The following is an 18,659-nucleotide window of genomic DNA, read 5'->3' as shown; positions in this document are numbered from 1 at the left end:
GTTGAGTGCAGACATTTATCTTGCATATATTTGGGAGGAAAGAGCAGTTGCCGACGGCAACTGCTCTTTCCCCCTTCAGAATGATTATCATTTTTATGGCTTGTATATCTTATTCTCTGGAAGTCCCCAATAAGAATTGGTATAATGCTTAACTCTGATTCTTGTTTTAGCAGTTCTAACGGCCAATGCTTAGAAGCAACTTTCTCAAGTTCTTCATAGCTTCTTCGATAATTTACCATTTTGGAGATTATGACAATACTGCGGTATATTGTAGACTCCTAAATTACAAGTATCAACTTTAACAGCTTATCCTTAATTATCTGTTATAAATTTATGAGAATGATTTTGAGGCGACCACTACCACTCTTACTATACTTTTAATCTTAAATATTGACATTTGTTTCTTATAATTTTGACTTATATGAAACTCTTAAATATTGGTCAATTAGGTGAAGACTTAGTTACACAATGGTTACAGTCTACAGGTTGGTTGATTCTGCATCAGCGCTTTTCTTGCCGTTGGGGAGAGATTGATATTATTGCTGAATATCCAGGAGAAGAAGCAGAGGAGCAAGGGGGCAGAGGAGCAAGGGGGCAGGGGAGTATTAAAAACTCAACATGGGTTCAACACCCTACTAACAGCACTCAAAACTCGGCACTAGCTTTTGTTGAGGTGAAAACCCGCAGTCTCGGTAATTGGGATGCAGGAGGAAGAAGTGCTATCACCCCACAAAAACAGACGAAACTCTGGCGAACAGCAGAAATGTTTTTAACTAAATATCCTGAAAAAGCCGATTATCCCTGTCGCTTTGATGTAGCTATTGTGTGTTGTCAGCGAATATCAAAATTACCCACTAACTTCACATCAAACCAAGATGCTCTATTTAGTTCATCGGTTGCTGGATACAAATTTTATCTTCAAGAATATATCCCAGCAGCTTTCGATTCTTTAGTTGATTGATGAGAATGAGGGCGAATGATAATTTATAATTGCTCAAATATCTTTATGAGCAAGTACCATTTACAAATTCTTTACTAGCCGCCCTCACAGTAAACAGTTTCACGCTAGAGTTTCGGGACAGTAACCTAACCCTCGGACAAACTGTTGTCGAAATGCTTCAATTTCGTCTCTCTCTGGGCTACCATGAGAAACGATCGCTACTTGATAGCGGCGCATTACGTCCACAGGACATTGCCCTGCTTCCAAACTCCAAAGTGCCATTTGTACCCGCATAGGTGGCTCGTAGCTAATTCCCAATTCATTCATAAAAGCCCGAAAGTCTCCATCTTGTTGGGCTGAGACTTGACAGTTAAGTTTTATCCTAACCACCCAGCCATCAATTTGATGAATCACGGTAACGAACGAGACAGGTATTTGGGGTGTTGCGTGCAGATGTTGAACAACCCTTAAAGTTAGACTGGCATTTGCCAGGTAATACAAATATTCCATGTTGGTGCTTGGGATCAATGCCAATCCTACACTTCTATCATCCTCAATAGATTACTTTCCCGGTAGGGTAGAAGCCCCCGTCTTTGGATGGGGAGTTTTACCCAATTTAATGATTAATCATTACGTATTACTTAATGATGCCAGTCTAAAAACTCTATGAATAAAATTGGGTTTTTCCTGAGAAAATCTCTAATAAACGCCTAGAACATAGCATAAATGTCAATGGAGACACCAATAACACAAGGAAATTTTAATAAAGTTACCTTCACAGGAGTAGAAGACGAACACTTAGATTGTTCATTAACTGGGTATGACTATGTACTACCTCCAGAATTGATTGCTCAAAATCCGGCAGTTCCAAGAGATAGTTCTCGGTTATTAGTAGTCAACTCTCCCAGCACAGGTAATGATTTAGCACCACTACACCATATCTTCCGCGATTTACCTGAACTTCTGTGTTCTGGGGATTTGTTAGTAATGAATAATACAAAAGTTATTCCGGCAAGACTTTATGGTTATAAATCTACCGGAGCGGAAATTGAGGTATTGCTTTTAGAAGAGCGACAACATAACTGTTGGTTAGCCCTCGTCAAGCCGGGAAAGCGTTTTAAATCAGGTTCAAAGATTATTTTTCCCTGTAAGCGATTAGGAGATGGGCTATCCCAGTTAACTGCGACTGTTTTGGAAACCGATGGGGCGACAGGCGGACGTTTGTTGCAATTTGATGTGCCACCAGGAAAATCTTTAGTAGAACTGTTAGATAAGTTTGGTGAAATTCCTTTACCGCCTTACATCACCACAACAGCAGCGGCTGATGAACAGTATCAGACAGTTTATGCCGAACAACCGGGTGCGATCGCAGCGCCCACAGCTGGGTTACACTTTACTCCAGAATTACTAAAAAAGTTGCGCGATCGCAATATCCATCAAGCTTTTGTAACTCTGCATGTTGGTGTCGGCACATTTCGCCCCGTGGAAGTGGAAGATGTCACTAGCCACGAAATGCACGAAGAATGGATTGAAGTTCCTGCTGCCACAGTAGAACAAATCCGCGCCACTAAAGCTGCTGGTGGTCGAATTATTGCCGTTGGTACAACAGTAGTACGCTCCTTAGAAGGTGCGGCTCAATCTGGAGAATTACAACCATTTTGTGGTAAAATCAACTTATTTATTTATCCTGGCTATCAATGGCGGGTGGTGGATGGGTTGATTACTAATTTTCACCTGCCGCGTTCTAGTTTGTTGATGCTGGTAAGTGCTTTAATTGGTAGACCAAGATTATTGAAAATATACCAAGAAGCGATCGCCTCCCGATATCGTTTTTACTCCTTTGGTGATGCCATGCTGATTTTGCCAGAAGCGAAGAATTAAGCAAGGGGGCAGAGGGCAGGGCGCAAGGGAGAGAAAAAATAACTCCTGAATTTTATTAACCCCTACCCTTTATGTTTTTCATGCCACTTTTTTAATTTTTCCTAATGTAGTGGGTACTCTGACTTATAGGATCTCACTACAAATACAGGCTGCAATTTATGTATAAACAGCATCAATTTCGTCAGTGGTATTGCTGCTTTTCTAGCTTGGGGTTTCACCGAGTAATCAATTGGCGGAAGTCTCATTTGACAATTATCTCAGCTGCCTCGGCGTTTTTGGTGTTGGCTACACCATCAGTAACGAATTTACCAGGAAGCAAGTTACTGGCCGAGAATGTGATCTCTCAGGATTTGGATGCAGCTATTCATTACCAAAAAGGAGTTACACTCTATAACCGCAAAGACTTAGACGGTGCAGAATCTGCCTTTCGCCAAGCATTAGAGCATGATCCTAATATAGGCATGGCTAGGAATTACTTGGGCAATATTCTCCTAAGACAAAATCGCCTGGATATAGCCGTCGAAGAATATAGCGAAGCGATTAGAATCAACCCGAATCAAAGTGAGGTTTATTACAACTTAGGGTTAGCGTTGCACAGGCAAGGACAAAAAGAAGCAGCAATTACAGCTTATCGCCAAGCCTTAGTTATAGAGCCAAAAATGGCAGCCGCCCAATATAACTTGGGTGTGGCACTATATGAAATAGGACAACCGCAAGCTGCGATCGCAGCATATCAGCAAGCAGCTAATCTCGATAGCGGTAATGTTAGTACATTCTTTAACCTTGCGATCGCCCTGCAAGAACAAGGACAATTAGAACAAGCGATCGCAGCTTATCGCCAAGCTATCCAGCTAGATCCGAAAAATACCACCGCCTACAATAATATGGCTGGTTTGCTGGTAGTTCAAGGTCAAACTGCTGAGGCGATTTCCGTTTATAAGCAAGCAATTCGCCAAAACTCTAAAGATGCTACGGCTCACCATAACTTGGGCATCACTTTATACAATCAGGGCGAATTCAAGAAGGCTAATGAAGCTTTGAAGCGTGCGCGTAATAACTACCGCGAACAAGGTAGCACAGAGCAAACTGCAAAAGTTGAACAATTAATGCAGCAAATTACCCAACAAATTGCTCAACAGAAATTACAAGAGCAACAGCAACGTCAAGCTGGCAAAAAACCCGCACCTACTGAGAATGTAGCAACACCAGCCCAACCAACCCCCGCAACTCCAGAGGAAACACCAGCGAAACCAGGAGATGTGCCAGTTTCTTTTGGACAACCAAGTAGATAACGGTTAACTTATCAAAAACGTGGAATTGAAGATGGTAAGCCCACCCGCATGAATAATCTTGCGAATGCTTGAGAACAGTGTTCTAAGTAAGGAGACTTTAATCGCCACCGACAATCTATATCGGTGGCGTATTTCAAAATATATTCGTAAGGTAAACTGTATATCTCTCTAAAATTTACAACCAACGCTTCTCTGTTATTTTCAGGGTTAATTGGCGATGCAAGTAGATGTAAGTCCGCTATTCTACCCGCTAAAACCTCATTCCATTTGCCCTTTCTTGCAAATTCTGAGTTAGTCACTTCAAATTCTGATATCTGGTAAATTGCACACACAACTACTTGACTAACTTTTTTTTGTTCCAGATCACAACTTTGAGTTAAAACAATTAAATCTAATTCGTTGACTTCTACCTCTACTTCTTGAGTTTCATTGTCTTTTTTTCCAAAAGTTGTCGGGTCAAATAATGGTACTGGTACGAGACACCCAGGTAGGTAATCACCTTGCCTGAGAGTCGGTTCATTAACCTGCACCCAGAAAGGGTCTATCGTCATTCTTCATCTAAAAGATAAGGCAGAGGTTTTTTACGCCCTTTGAACTTGGCACGCATAACTACCCGCTCTGAGCGCTTTGGTGGAAGTGGATTGTAATCTACTTCACTAATACTTTTAATATACTCTATGTATTCTTTTATCTGAGCCAAAATTTGCAAAGCATTTTCAGTTACCTCTGCTATCCTTCGTCCTTCTGGACTTTGCAAAACAGAGGTAGTTCTTGGCTCAAGTACAATTAATCTGGGTTTGGTTGCGGTGTCATTAGGACGTGGAGGGGTTATTGTCGCCATTAATTAATCAACTCCCTTGTGTGTTCTGTAATGCAAGCTTCAAAAGCTTTGTTCTTTTGTTCGTGCATTTGTTCCACAATTTCCCAAAGTTCTTTTTCATCTTTGGGAATATCCTGTTCTACAAACAAGTCTAAATCCAATAGTATAGAAATAAAATCAGGACTTGGAGGAGGAACGAGTGCTTGATTGAGAACAAGCATTGTTTCTAGTTTCTCTTGAGGAATTTGTAGCTGCATAAAGTAGCCACTTAATCCTTGTGGTAAGTCAGAGGAGACTTCCGGAAATGTCCTTAAGTAATTGTTTAAATCACTAACAGGTAGAGGAATATCCAGCCTGTTAATGTATCTCACGGCTAATCGAGTAATAGCGGCTGGATTTGTCAACGACTGATATATGCTCCATAATCGCTTTGCTTCATCTCGGAAAGTTTCCCAGCAGTCGTAGGGAGCAAGCCGACTAAAGGTGAAGCCATCCAAACGTACTTGAAGGATTTGTTTTTGATCGTCGCTGACGACTCTATAGCCGATTTGAGATTGGCTTGCTGTCGCTCCAAAACTAGCACCAGCAATCATTTGACCCTGAAATACAAGCATTTCCTCACGCTTGGAGTACTTAGTCTTAATACTTGAGTACACCTGTGCTAAAACGTCAAGTTTAACATCTTGTGGAAGTTGAACTTGTATATCAATTAACGCTTCAGTGATTGGGGCGCGTGAGTAGTGTTTTCGTGCTTGCATACTAATTATCGTAAACTGCCTGTGTCGACAGGAGCAATGAAAATACAGTGCCTTGATAATAACTTCAGCTTGTTTGAAGCGGATTTTACCTGATTATTTATCGTTAACTTTCTGACTAAATGGCATTTCCGCATTAATTTCTGCAATTTCCTGCTGTTCCAGTTGATTCACTTCTTTAATATAAGGAAGTAAAATTTGTGCCAAACGGTGGTTATAAAAGCGATGCAAGCTGTAATTGGGTGCAGCCGGGAATCCACGCCGTTTTTTGTGTCTTCCACCAGCACCGGGATCGAATAATTGGATATTATTTGCGATCGCCCACTCAATTGGTGTGTAATAACAAGCATCAAAATGTAGGCAATCTATTTCTTGAAAACTACCCCAATAGCGCCCATATAATTGATCGTTTTTATAAAGGCAAAAAGACATACCCACAGGTTGACGCTCATCTTGTTCGCTATATGCTGCAAAAAATACCACCCGATGGCGATAATCGGCGTGTAGCTGTTCAAAAAATTGCTTTGTGAGGTACTTGCTTCCCCACCAGCCAAACTTATCACAAGTATCGGCGTAGAATTGGTACATCAAAGGAAACAAAGATTTGGGAATTTCATCACCAGTCAGTGGTTGTAGCCGTAAGCCAGCCTTTTCTACAGCCTTGCGCTCCCGCTTGATATTTCGGCGCTGATTGGCGTTGAAAACTCCTAAATAGTCATCAAAAGTATTAAATCCAAGATTTTCCCAAATATAGCTGTGGTGCAACCAAGTGCTAAATCCATTGCGTTCTAGAACTGCTCGCCATTCGGGATCAACATAGAGAAAGTGACAACCAGAAATTTTATATTTGGTACAGAAAGTGTCAATTTCATGCACTATCATGGCGGTGATTTCATCTTCATCTTCTCCTGGCGCAATTAAAAACCGATAACCTTCCGCCGGGGTAAATGGAGCCATACCCAATAGTTTGGGATAATATTGCACACCGATGCGATCGGCTAATTCTGCCCACTGATGATCGAAAACAAATTCGCCATAACTATGTCCTTTGAGATAAAAAGGCGCAGCTGCAATCAGGGTTCTGTCTCGCCACAACGTTAAGTGATTTGGCAACCAGCCAGTTTTGTCTGTAGCACTGTGAGATGTTTCGAGATTTTTTAGCCATTGCCACTCTAAAAATGGAGTCTTTAAGGACAGTGCTAAAGCATCCCAGGCATCTTGGGGTACTTCGGCGATTTTATTAATCCAAGCAATAGAATAGCGCGGCTTAATTTGTTCCACCATCTTTTTAGAAGATTAGGCACTAGGAAGGTAAAAGTCAAGAGTAAAAAACTAAAAGAAGCTTTTGACTTTTGCCTTTTTACTTTTGACTTTCCTTAGTTTAATGTCGTTGCACCTGATAGTGTAGAAAGACTTCTTGCTCAACTTGTTCAACGTCTAAAAGTTTGAGCCGAGGAGCCAAATTAGCTAAAAATCCCTGCCCTTCTACAGGTGTGGGTGCTGTAGCACCGCCCAAAATCAACGGACAGATGGTAAGCCAGAACTCATCGATTAAATCTAAGTTCACCATAGACGCTACTAATTGACCACCACCTAAGACTGCTAGGCGTGTTATATGTATAGATGCCAGGTGTTGCAAAGCAGCAACGGGGTCAATTTTTCCATTTGAGGTTTCAAAAACTAAAATCTGTTCAAATTCTGAGCGTCCTTGCCAAACACTTGCCCCCACAGTTGTTGTCAACAACCAGCGTTTGATCGGCTGTTTAAAAAACTTGATTTCCGGATTGAGATTCGCAGAGTGTGTAATGACTATATGAACCGGCTGGGGCGACTTACCCTCTTGGATTCGATGTTGCAGCAGTGTTGGTTGTGATACGGTAAGTGTTGTACCGTAAGCATGGAGAGTGCCAGCACCTAATAGAATGGCATCAGCAGCAGCGATCTGTTTTTCTAGGTGTGCTTGATCAGCCCTTGAGCCAAATCGAGCAGGCGATCGCTTAAAATCTGCTATCTTGCCATCTGCACTCATTGCCAAAACTACTGTGGTATGAGGACGATGTTGCGCCATTGGATTGGTTTGATAGTCTTAGTATTTTCCTTGCTAGTGCGTTGATTGTCAAAAAATCTCTGCCCAGCAAGTTACTGTTTACCAATTTCGTAACTTTATCTTTATGCAACATACGTCGCAATTCTATTTAACCCATAAGAGTTTTGGTATAACATCTTTCTTTTTGAGCCTTCAATATCTGATAATGTTGGGTGTTGTTCATAAAACTCTCACAACATAAAAATGTCTCATTTAGCTAATCTAATTGCATATCGTTTGCTGTTGTGGTTTGCAGATGTGAAGTGAGACACTCGATGGCTAAGTTCCGTGAATCGTCATTTAGACGTATTTTAGTAACCAGAATTTTGCTGCTGTTTGTCCCAGTTTTACTGCTGGGGGAAATTGTAGCCTTGAATAAAGCGCGTTCTAGCCTGCTGAACACTGCACGTCAAAACCTGACAGAAAGTGCTGTTCTCAAAGGTGAGAAGATCGTAAATGCGATCGCTACCCTCAAAACTAGTTTATTAATTGCCAGTCAAGCATCAGTATTGCGATCGGGTTCGCCGACTGAAGTACAAGCATTTCTCAATCAGGTAGCGCAAGAACTACCAACCTACATTGAGTGCTTACAGTTAACTAATTTGCAAGACGGCGACATCATTGCTAGTAGTTGTGGTGACAAAACAATTACAGAACCGCAATTGCCCTTTGCTGACAAAGGAGTTGAAATCAAGGCAATGTTACCGCCAAAAGCAGGTACAACTGGTCAAAGAGATACAGAAAACCAACTGCAAATGGTAATGTTTGCCCCAGTTCACAGTCAAAGCGGGCAATTAAAGTATGTTTTGAGAATGCAGTTGGCATTGTACAAGCAAACCAGAAATCATCCAGGCTCCCTTGCAGGATCAACACTAGTGATTGAGGAAGATGGAACAATACTCGCACACCCAATACCAGGGCGTGTCAGTAGTAATATTCAAGAGTACTCAGATGCCGATAGAATTCAAAGCATTATTCAGAATGCAATGGCCGGACAAAGTAATTCTATCAACTTATCTTTTCAAGAAGATGAAGAATTAGTCGCTGGCTATAGTGTCATTGCTAATCCGATCTCCCAGCAGCCGCAGAAATGGATCATTTTAGCCGTTACTAGTGTAGATAATGCGCTGTTTGGTTTAGAGGAAATCAAACTCATCTTAATTGTCTTGACAGTTAGTTTAATTGGTGCAAGTTTGTTGGTATCGTTATATTTGGCTCCTTATTTAGCCGCCCCTGTAGAAGAATTACGAGATTATGTGCTGAATATCCACAGTCATCATGCTGCCCAAAAAGTACCGCAAAACTTCAAAATCCGCGAATTTAACCAACTAGCACAAGCAATTGACCAAATGTTTGAAAGGCTCAAAGCTTGGGCTGACGAACTAGAACTAGCTTGGAAAGAAGCAAAAACTGCCAACCAAATTAAAAGTCAGTTTTTGGCAACAACTTCTCATGAGTTGCGTAATCCGCTTAATATCATTATTAATTGTGTGCGCTTAGTGAGAGAGGACATGTGCGATAGCCGCGAAGAAGAATTGGAGTTTCTTAAACGCGCTGACGAAACCGCCATCCACTTGCTAGGCATTATTAACGATTTACTTGATATTTCCAAAATTGAAGCAGGTAAACTGTCAGTGGTTACAGTGCCAATGGATCTCCGACACACACTGTTGGAGGTAATTAATTTACAATCAGTTACTGTGCAACAAAAAGGTTTACAGTTAAAAACTATCTTGGATGATCAGCCAATTCTCATCAAAGCAGATGCAGCAAAACTGCGGCAAGTACTGATTAATATTATTAGCAACGCTACTAAGTTTACCGATGAAGGCAGCATTGCGATCGCTACTACAATTGAAGATCACAATAGCAATTCTCAAGTAGTCGTTTCTGTTACAGACACAGGTTTAGGTATTGAACCTGCCCAACAACACAAATTATTTCGTCCCTTTGTGCGAATAGATGGTAGTTCTACACGTAAGTTTGATGGTACAGGATTGGGACTAGCAATTTCTCGCAACTTAATTGAACTCATGGGCGGTAGCATTTCCCTAGAAAGTGCTGGTTTGAATCAAGGGACAACTGTGAAAATTACTTTGCCCATCATCGATACTTCTGATTTAAATACTCCCATAAAGAACGAAAATCTGGAGAATGTGAAAGTTCCCTCTGAAGACAAGAAAATAACAGAGGTAAACTCGTATTCTAATGGTAAAGAAGCAAAGTCCTTAGTAGAAAAAATCTTCAAAAATTGAACAGAACCTCAGTGTCACTCTAGTAATTCGTCTATGTTAGGGATTGGAAATTGAGAGGCTTAGATAACCAGATTTTCAAATAAGTCAGGTATCTTTTGGCCTAAGAATGATTTATGACGGCTCTATCTGATTCTGCTTAACCATTTATTCTATTTTTCTTAACCTCTGGAGATAACTTCAAAGCTTATTTAAGTGATGTAGCCACAATCTATACTTTTGAGCTTTGGAGCTTAGTCTCATGAAATTAACCAAAAACTTTGGCATTGCTACTTTTGCTGTTGCTTTATCTTTGGCTGTTGTTGAAGTTAAACCGACACAAGCTGCTGTATTTAATTTCAATTTCACAGCCAATGTGACATCTGGCGTTAACCGAGGTCAATATTTTGGTTCCTTTAGCTATGATGACAGCAACTTAAATGGTGTAGGCGAAGAGAGTCTAAATGTTAGCAATGGATTACAATCCGTTGTATTTGATTATTTAGGTACTCGGTACACAGAAGTTGATGATTTTGACTTTGGATCAGGAATAGCACCTTTGGTTAGCTTTAACAATGGCAACTTTGTAGGACTCAGCTATTTAGTGGAAGATCAGTTCTTTATTGGTGATGTAGATACTCCGTCAACTGCTGGAGATAGATTTTATAGCATTCTGAGTGCTGATTTATTATCTACTACACAAGAAGGTACTGTTACTTATACCAGAGTTCCAGAACCTTTTGCGATTTTTGGCACTGCGATCGCTACAGCTACCGGATTTTTGGTAAATCGCAAGAAAAAAGCATCCGCAGCATAGTAGCAGTAGGGTGGGCATTCTAATGCCCACCCTACTTAATGTGAGGATGTACATAACGTAAACCATGTACATCCTTATTTCTAAATATTCAGATTCTCTGAGTGCAAGATTTTAAACAAATCTGCCGCTGATCGGGTTACGACGTTGGATACCAATTACAGTTGGACGAGGAACACCTTGGGGTTGACTTTGACCACCATCAGCAGTAGACATATTGCTAGGCCAGCTACTACCACGAGGGACAGAGCGAGTCTGATTGAAGACTGTACCATTCAAAGCCAGCATTTCTATTGAGCGGCTGAGAGTTGTACCATCATTAATTGGAGAATCTTCACCGGGGTGCTGCACCGCAAGAATCAGTGTATCGCCCACAAAAGTCGGCCCTGTCATTTCACAACGCACAGGCCCGTGGGCAAAAGGTATGACTTTTCCAGCGTCAGGCCCAGTAGTGGGGATATAGAACAGCCAGTTATTACCAAACACACCTGAAAAACTAGAGACATTACCAACATTTGTGTGATTGATATTTGTGGGATTACCAGCAGCGCCCACGTTGAAACCGTTATGGGTGCTGGTGGACATATCCGTTACACCCCAAACGTTAGCTTGATTGTCAAATACCAAGTTATCCAAAGCAGCAAAACCAGCACCATCTACTGACCCGGCTTCACCACCTTGGGCTAATCTTTCCCATCTGAAGGTGAGTCCTGTACCATCGGCACTGTCTTCGATAATTTTGTACAGTCCGCCTGATTGTTGGGTCGCATTGATATCAGCGGTTAACTTAGCGACTTGGAAAATGCGAGAATCAGGATAACCATCACCACTAGGCGCACCATCGGTGTAGGCAATGAACACTTCTTTGGTGATGGGATGCACTTCTAAATCTTCTGGACGGCCTGTGGGAGTTCCGCCAGCCAAGTTAGCAGCGAGGAAAGCATCGCAGAGCAGCGCACCTTGGTTAGGATAGAAATCTGCTAGTGTTCTGTTTTGATATGGGGGTAATGTGGTGGCTTCGTTAGTGCGATCGCAAATGAATACGCCACCATCGATAGTTTGTCCAGCTATACCGTTACGTCTGGGTAATGGTAAACGACCCTGGTTTGTGGCTAAACCACGCGCCGCAAATTCTACAGAAGAAATTACTGTAGGAGGAAGCGGATTTGTGGCGGTAGTTAACAGTAGAGGTACCCATTCACCAGTACCACCAGGATTGAAACGGGCTACATATAAACGACCGCGTTCCCACAAACTGCTATTGGCTTTACTAGTTGGGGAAGTTACTGTACCTTCACTGACAAACTTCCATGTGTGTCCGCCGTTTCTATCGTCACCCATGTAAGCAACTAGTTTTCTACCAGTTTCCACACGCATGGTGATATTTTCATGGCGGAAACGACCCAACCAAGAATGTTTCCGGGGACGGAAACCAGGGTTAACAGGGTCAATTTCTACCATCCAGCCATATTTTTCGCCAACTAAGCCAAAAGTTTGACCAGTTGTACCGGGAGTGTAACCTGTTTGGCTTCCATTGGGTAGAACTGCTTCCGTCACACCCACGAAAAATGTACCGCCACCTTGGAAGTTTTCTTCTGCACTAAGGATGGTTCCCCAAGGAGTTGTACCACCAGAACAGTTGTAAGCAGTACCAATAATTCTATTACCCAGTCCATCAGCATTCACGCCTTCAAATACTTGGGTTGCTGCTGGGCCAGTACCAATTAAGAAATTCTGGTCGCCTTGTTGATAGCTGAGGCTTCCCCAGCTAGTAACGTTTTGATATCCATCGGTTCTTTCGCTGCTGATTCCCAAGCCAGATAGACCGTGAATCCGGCGATTTCTCGCATCTCTAACTACGGTATAACGTCTAGCAGGGTTGCGGCGAGAGATGCGGACGATTGAACCACCAAGGTTGTATAAAAATTCTCCATCAAGTTCCACACTTCTGGCTGCTGGTAAAGACCGACCAATGACTGTGGGGAATGTGGTTGTTAGTGCTTGGACATCGGCGGGTGCGCCTGGGGTTAAACCGGAGAAGGGGAAGCTGACATATTCATGGTTAACCCACAAAAAGCCTTCGTCTGTCGTTCTGCCCAAAGAGATGAAACCAGTGTAGTCGCAGTTGTAGCCAACGTATTCATCAGGGTTAGAGAATACGCGATCGCCCCAGCCTACAATGACGTAACGTTCATATTCTGGTGGTACGATAACATCATCAAGAACGGTGTAGCTAGGCAAATTTGGACTTGCAGACGGAGCGATGTTTTGCCCTTGTCCAATTCCTGTTGCTAAGAAACTAGACTTAGTTTGATAAATCGGTAAAGGATGAGGTAAGCGTATTGGCGTAAAGCTGAGTGGTGTTGTGCTTGCTCCTGCAAAATTAGACAAACCTCCTAATAGGTTGTCTCCCAATACGGTAGCCGCAGCACTACCACCAAAAAATACTAGAAGCTGTCTTCGACTTAATGTAGACATCAAAATGTTCCTCTTTTGGATCAGAGTAGATTTAGCCGTAATCAACGCTTTTCAATGCTGAAGAAATTACTCAATCTATATGAGTTTTTTCTCTATTTAAACTCCAGTTAACCTGCTTTTAATAACAGGTTGATACCGATGCCTGTTGCTCAGATACCAGAGCGTGTCTCAGATTTTAATTAACTTAATTAACAAGAATTATTTTGAGGTTATATAATGGTTAACTAAAAATTATCCCTGGATTGATATGTTAAGTTGAGTTAGCAAAAAAGAAAGGAAACGGCAAGATTAAGGTAACTAAACCAAAACTTGCAGTCTCTCAAGAAGTATGGCGAACAGTCCGAAACTATGGACAACAATGTTTGTTCAATGACCGTCATTGAAGCTCTCAATTTTCACAAATCTGAGTAAGAGGGCTTTTTTCGCTCATCTCTCCTGAAAAAATCTCTCTGCCCAATAAAGATAATATCGTTCATTATCTACCCAGCCCCTCTGAAAATCTTTAATCGGAACAATCTTTAAATCATTGCGGCCGACATTCAGCTTTTTATTTAAAATCAGCAAAATTTTCTTGTGTTCACCTTGATTTTTGAATAAATCATTAATTTGGCTTAATATCTCAGCTTGTTCTACATCTTTACGCCCTTTTTTAAATAAAGTAAAGCTTCCCATTTTTTGAAGCTCAGGATAATAAAACTTTCGATTGAGATAGCCAGATAAAGGAGCCATATTTGCATCTCGACTGGCAACAATAAACTCATTATCTAATCCAGCTTTTTGAATATATTGAGATGTTTCCCGACTGCTAGATAATGGGATAAATAAATCTCTGGAAAAACTATAAATTCCTCCAAAAAACTGGATATAAAGAATTAGCATCAATGCAATATGATGCCATTTATGCACAAATGTAATTGAATTTGTCCGAATCGAAAGTTTATCCAGTAAAACTGTAGACTCTTGATAATAACTTCCCAGCCATAAAGCTGCTATCAAAACTAAATAGAAATGTCCAAAATGCCGATGTACACCTATAAATCTCAAGTATGTAAAGGCAAATATTAGAGAAGTACCTGTAATGTAAAAAAATAAAGGAACTGGCTTTTTAGATAATTTAATCAAAGTTAAAATTACAATAAATACAGCAATTGCGGCACAAACAATTAAATCTAGCCATCTTTTTGATGTAGGAATAATTAATAAATAACTACCAAATATTCTACCTATGCTTCTCAAAAAATGATGGATATCTAATTGTATTTGCCATCCTTTATTTAAACCTCCATGAAGATAAGAGTCTGTTGGAGGAGTAATAATATAAATAGATAAAATAAAAGAAAATATGACAATTATAATACTTAAAAATAAGTCATATTTTTGACTTTGACTAAAATATTGCTGGCGATGTCTAGTATCAAATAAAAATTCAGCAAGCAAAGTCAATGATAAAGAAAATGATACTAATAATCCATAAGCGCTACTATTTGCGAGCAATCCTAATAAAATTGCTAAATAAACATAAGTTATTTTCCTGGATGAAAATACCGTACAGAATGCAAAAATGAACAACATACTAAAGGCATAGTTTCGAGAAATTAAAAGATATTCATAAAAAGTAAAAAAACCAAAAGAAAACAGAAATTTCTGTCGATAGTTAAAAGGGCTATATAGGCAAAAAAAAGCAACAGAAATAACTGTGATTGTCAAATGAAAAACTTGCATAATAATGGGATTATCTACTATTTTTCTCAGAAATGCCAGAGAAAAATACCATAGAACAGGATGACCTTCATAATGAATATTTGCAATCAAATCCCCAAAAGATTCACTATCTCTGACAATCAACCAGGGATTTAGTTCATCTCGCCACATCGAATGGTTGAGAATGCCTATTAAACCAAAAACAGAAAAAATAACAATAATAAACCAAGGAAAATGCAAAGGTAATCTTGAAGTATATTTAATGATTTTTTGGTTTAACATTATTAGGTAAAAATGAAATTAATTTTGGTGGCGCTCTTTTTAAATTTTTACCATAAAAATAGCATGATAACCCATAATTTTAGTCATAGAATCTTAAAGCCCACCTTCGTGGGCTAGAACTTTTGTTTGAGGCAAACTAGAGAATTTTTATGGGCTAGAAGCTGTGGTGATACTGAGTTGAATTAAAGGCTGCTTAGAAATTGTTTCTAATCCCACCGATCGCAAGAGGTCATCCCAATCACGTACTAAAGTTAAATCATTGGGACTAGCAGCACGTAAGTCAGCGAGGGTTTTGAGGGTGTCATGCCAGTAACCATTGTCTGCATAAATGAGAATACGCTGTTTATTTGTTGCTGTTTCTAACTTTTTAGCTACTGTTGCCGGTAATTCTGTTCTTTCTATCCATCCACTGGCAACTGGATCACCACTGCGATCGCCTCTTGTCGGATCGCACAGTAGAGAAAAGCGCCATCGATACTTCTTACCCACTTCCAACCCCTGAAAATCCGCAGGTAAGGTATAGCTCATAATTCCGCTGCTGGCTGTTAATGGCAAAGTTTTGTCAACTATCTCTTCTCCCGCTTCATCCCTGAGTAAAAATACTGCTTGCTTTGCAGAAGTGCGCGGTACACTCACAAAAAATGTTGGGCGATCGCTGATGGTTAGTTCCACCGGAATTTGATTTGCAGCGATCGTCGCAGGTTTTGGTGGTAAAACTCCATTAATATCTTGCGGACTGCATTTTCCCCGTGCTGCTCCGGCTTCGAGATTGCGAGAACCGCGAATTCCTGGGACTTTAAATCTTAATAAAGAACGGCGACGTGGTGCAAATCTGGGTTTTGGACGTGGAATAGTCAGTTGGGAAACGCTATTGGTAGGTGCGGCTATTGTTGTGACTGTAGTCAGTAGCAAATCTGGAATTAGAGTTAAGCCTAGTGTAATTAATAGTAAGGTTTTTTTGATCATATTTATTTACAATATGTATGTTTTTCTTAATGACTATTTCGTAATACTTAAAGTTCCGTTTGATCAATATTATCTGCTTGAATCTAGTCAATTTTACATTGTTGTAGCTTCAGCGAAATCACTATAGCATTCCCGTGATCAGATTCCCGAATCATCACAAAATTCAGGAATCTTAATTTATTGATTTTCACACATCAATTTCATTTAGAAATATTAAAAAACAATGACAATCTTAAGAAACTAGGTAAGTTGGATACATATTAATTGGATATTAGTTAATACAAAGAAATTTACCAAATACAAATTTCTTGGAAAAATCAGGCTATTTTTTAACATTCACACTTTTAGCTCATAGATCAAGAGGAAAAACCAATGGTAAATCGAGATTCCAGGCTCCGCAATTTACGTCAAACAGCATTAACCATTGGAGGTACGGTAGTTCTTACCAGTGTAGCGATCGCTGGATTAGTTGTGGGGTTACGAGAACTCGGTAGCTTGCAGGGAATGGAGTTAGCAGCATTTGATTGGTTAATGCGATCGCGCCCTGATGAAGGTTCAGACAATCGCTTTTTAGTAGTCGGTATCGATGATACAGATATTCAAACACGCAAAGAGTATCCCATTGAAGACGGCACAATGGCGCAGTTATTGACAAAACTAGAAGAACACGAACCGCGAGTCATTGGTATAGATATTTTGCGGGATGTGAAGCAAGGTGCAGCCGCAGGTCGTACAGAATTGGTACAAATATTATCAGAAACAGAGAATATTGTAGCTGTTTGCGTCTTGAGTAAACCAGATTCTCCTGGTATCGCCGCCGCACCCGGTGTTACAGAAGATAGAGTCGGAATCGCTGACTTTCCCGTAGATGCAGGCGGTACAGTCCGTCAAGGAATGCTGATTTCCGTCCCTAAAGCCTCAAAATTGCCAAAGCCTAACGAACATATCTGCAATATTGCTGACTCAGAAAATCAATTGCCATCCTTAAGTTTACAAATGGCGGTGCGTTATTTAGCCGAACAGGGAATTGAAGCACAACCAACAAAATCTGGTGAATTGCAATTAGGTTCGACAGTTCTCAAACGCTTAACACCAAAATCGGGTGGGTATCACAAAATTGATACAGAAGATTACCAAATACTGCTTAACTACCGTTCTGCTAAAAACGCCGTCAAGCAAGTATCACTCAGAGATATCCTCGCTGATAAAGTTGACCCAGCTTTAATCAAAGACAAAATTGTGATGATTGGCTACACCGCCCAAATTGTCAAAGATACTTTTTATACGCCTTACAGCGCGGGTTCAGCAGATAGCCAAAAAATGCCGGGGGTAATAGTTCACGCCCAAAACGCCAGTCAGATATTGAGTGCAGTTTTGGATAAACGACCTCTATTTTGGTTTTGGAACGAATCGCAAGAAGGTTTATGGGTATTTGCTTGGTCATTAGTGGGAGGATTTTTAGCTTGGCGGATTCGCAAACCTTGGCTTTTGGTATTGGGTGGAGGAGTTGCGATCGCTGTACTATTGGGTAGCACCTATCTAATATTTCTTCAAGCTGGTTGGATACCTCTAGTCCCCCCAGTTTTAGGACTTTTAGCCACTGCTGTTGGTGTTGTATTAATAGATAGATACGCCGCCACAATCGTTAAAACCGTTAAAGGTTTTCTTAAAATTAACATTGACATTGATGAAGACAAAAAAAATCAAGAAGTAGCTGCTATCACCGAAAGTGACTACTTTTTAGAATTACAGCAAAAAGCCAAAGATTTACGAATTCGAGATCATCAAGAAATCTTACCAATCACAATTACTCCCGTTGTCAATAACTTAGATCCCAATAATCTTTTACCTGAAACAATAATCTCTAAACCAAAAAATATCGAAACTACAGAAATAGATTACTTACAGCAAGTACGCAACAAGCGAAACAAAACCAACTCTGAAGAAACCACGCTTATAGAACCCCAAACTCATAACTTAGAAATAACCACAACACCAACAACAATTGAAGAACAAGAAGAATTAGAATATTTGGCAGATTTACAACGTCGTAGTAAAAAAATGAAAGAAAATAAATAATAATTATGAATCCCCAAGAATTTATCGAATCATCGCCCCAAAACAATATTTTAGACGTAATGAACTTACCCGACGAACAGCGACAACTTGTTAACTGGATAACTCACCAGCAAAAAGTTACTTTATCTGAAGTAGCAGTTCATCTCAAAATTTCTGAAGAACTAACACAACAACATCTGCAAAATCTCATAGAGCAAGGATTTATTCAAGAATTAAATGCTAGTGGCTTGCTTCACTATCAGCCACTTTTTTCTACTCAGAAGAAAAGTAAACTGCCTCAAAATATATGGGATAAACTCTAAAACTATTACTCTGCACTTTCTGCGTCTCTGCG

16 protein-coding genes are annotated in these 18,659 nt (G+C 40.3%); 7 read left to right on the top strand and 9 right to left on the bottom strand.

What is annotated here, in order from left to right:
- Positions 1-421 precede the first annotated feature (421 nt).
- A complete protein-coding gene (locus IQ259_RS14960; protein WP_193886074.1) occupies positions 422-961 on the top strand; it encodes a YraN family protein in 540 nt (179 codons plus the stop codon).
- 99 nt (positions 962-1,060) lie between these two features.
- Here IQ259_RS14960 and IQ259_RS14955 read toward each other — a convergent pair whose 3' ends face one another.
- On the bottom strand, positions 1,061-1,450 hold the full coding sequence (locus tag IQ259_RS14955) for a hypothetical protein (RefSeq protein WP_193886080.1): 390 nt from the start codon (positions 1,448-1,450) through the stop codon (positions 1,061-1,063).
- A gap of 222 nt (positions 1,451-1,672) precedes the next feature.
- On the opposite strand from IQ259_RS14955, the gene queA reads away from it, so the two are divergent.
- Both queA and IQ259_RS14945 read left to right on the top strand, forming a co-directional pair.
- Positions 1,673-2,821, top strand: coding sequence for a tRNA preQ1(34) S-adenosylmethionine ribosyltransferase-isomerase QueA (queA, locus tag IQ259_RS14950; protein WP_193886072.1), 1,149 nt, complete (start codon positions 1,673-1,675; stop codon positions 2,819-2,821).
- A gap of 158 nt (positions 2,822-2,979) precedes the next feature.
- Entirely contained in the window at positions 2,980-4,113 is a 1,134-nt protein-coding gene (locus IQ259_RS14945) for a tetratricopeptide repeat protein (protein WP_193886070.1), read from the top strand.
- Between the two features lie 11 nt (positions 4,114-4,124).
- On the opposite strand, the gene IQ259_RS14940 is transcribed toward IQ259_RS14945, so the two are convergent.
- The 5 genes from IQ259_RS14940 to IQ259_RS14920 form a co-directional block, all read right to left on the bottom strand.
- Entirely contained in the window at positions 4,125-4,664 is a 540-nt protein-coding gene (locus IQ259_RS14940; protein WP_193886068.1) for a hypothetical protein, read from the bottom strand.
- Complete coding sequence (locus tag IQ259_RS14935; RefSeq protein ID WP_193886067.1) at positions 4,661-4,954, bottom strand: hypothetical protein; 294 nt, start codon at positions 4,952-4,954, stop codon at positions 4,661-4,663. The genes IQ259_RS14940 and IQ259_RS14935 overlap by 4 nt, the downstream gene beginning before the upstream one ends.
- On the bottom strand, positions 4,954-5,691 hold the full coding sequence (locus IQ259_RS14930) for a TIGR04255 family protein (RefSeq protein ID WP_193886065.1): 738 nt from the start codon (positions 5,689-5,691) through the stop codon (positions 4,954-4,956). The genes IQ259_RS14935 and IQ259_RS14930 overlap by 1 nt, the downstream gene beginning before the upstream one ends.
- Positions 5,692-5,784: 93 nt before the next feature.
- Entirely contained in the window at positions 5,785-6,972 is a 1,188-nt protein-coding gene (locus tag IQ259_RS14925; RefSeq protein ID WP_193886063.1) for a GNAT family N-acetyltransferase, read from the bottom strand.
- A gap of 97 nt (positions 6,973-7,069) precedes the next feature.
- Complete coding sequence (locus IQ259_RS14920) at positions 7,070-7,756, bottom strand: RibD family protein (protein WP_193886061.1); 687 nt, start codon at positions 7,754-7,756, stop codon at positions 7,070-7,072.
- Positions 7,757-8,049: 293 nt separating this feature from the next.
- Here IQ259_RS14920 and IQ259_RS14915 point away from each other — a divergent pair, with 293 nt between their 5' ends.
- The gene (locus tag IQ259_RS14915; RefSeq protein WP_193886059.1) at positions 8,050-10,029 is read left to right on the top strand and encodes a hybrid sensor histidine kinase/response regulator; all 1,980 of its coding nucleotides are present in this window, start codon (positions 8,050-8,052) and stop codon (positions 10,027-10,029) included.
- Positions 10,030-10,267: 238 nt separating this feature from the next.
- A complete protein-coding gene (locus IQ259_RS14910; RefSeq protein WP_193886057.1) occupies positions 10,268-10,822 on the top strand; it encodes a PEP-CTERM sorting domain-containing protein in 555 nt (184 codons plus the stop codon).
- A gap of 111 nt (positions 10,823-10,933) precedes the next feature.
- Here IQ259_RS14910 and IQ259_RS14905 read toward each other — a convergent pair whose 3' ends face one another.
- The 3 genes from IQ259_RS14905 to IQ259_RS14895 all read right to left on the bottom strand — a co-directional run bounded on the left by IQ259_RS14905 (position 10,934) and on the right by IQ259_RS14895 (position 16,246).
- A complete protein-coding gene (locus IQ259_RS14905) occupies positions 10,934-13,297 on the bottom strand; it encodes a PhoX family phosphatase (protein WP_193886055.1) in 2,364 nt (787 codons plus the stop codon).
- Between the two features lie 426 nt (positions 13,298-13,723).
- A complete protein-coding gene (locus tag IQ259_RS14900) occupies positions 13,724-15,280 on the bottom strand; it encodes a hypothetical protein (RefSeq protein ID WP_193886053.1) in 1,557 nt (518 codons plus the stop codon).
- Between the two features lie 147 nt (positions 15,281-15,427).
- The gene (locus IQ259_RS14895) at positions 15,428-16,246 is read right to left on the bottom strand and encodes a DUF928 domain-containing protein (RefSeq protein ID WP_193886051.1); all 819 of its coding nucleotides are present in this window, start codon (positions 16,244-16,246) and stop codon (positions 15,428-15,430) included.
- Between the two features lie 372 nt (positions 16,247-16,618).
- Between IQ259_RS14895 and IQ259_RS14890 the strand changes: the two genes are divergently transcribed.
- Positions 16,619-18,325, top strand: coding sequence for a CHASE2 domain-containing protein (locus tag IQ259_RS14890; protein WP_193886049.1), 1,707 nt, complete (start codon positions 16,619-16,621; stop codon positions 18,323-18,325).
- Between the two features lie 5 nt (positions 18,326-18,330).
- On the top strand, positions 18,331-18,627 hold the full coding sequence (locus IQ259_RS14885) for a MarR family transcriptional regulator (protein WP_193886047.1): 297 nt from the start codon (positions 18,331-18,333) through the stop codon (positions 18,625-18,627).
- The last annotated feature ends 32 nt before the right edge of the window (positions 18,628-18,659 follow it).

Source organism: Fortiea sp. LEGE XX443 (assembly GCF_015206815.1).
In the GTDB taxonomy this organism is placed as follows: domain Bacteria; phylum Cyanobacteriota; class Cyanobacteriia; order Cyanobacteriales; family Nostocaceae; genus Nostoc_B.
Note: the sequence above shows the minus strand (reverse complement) of the source record. Positions and strands in the feature narration are given on the sequence as shown.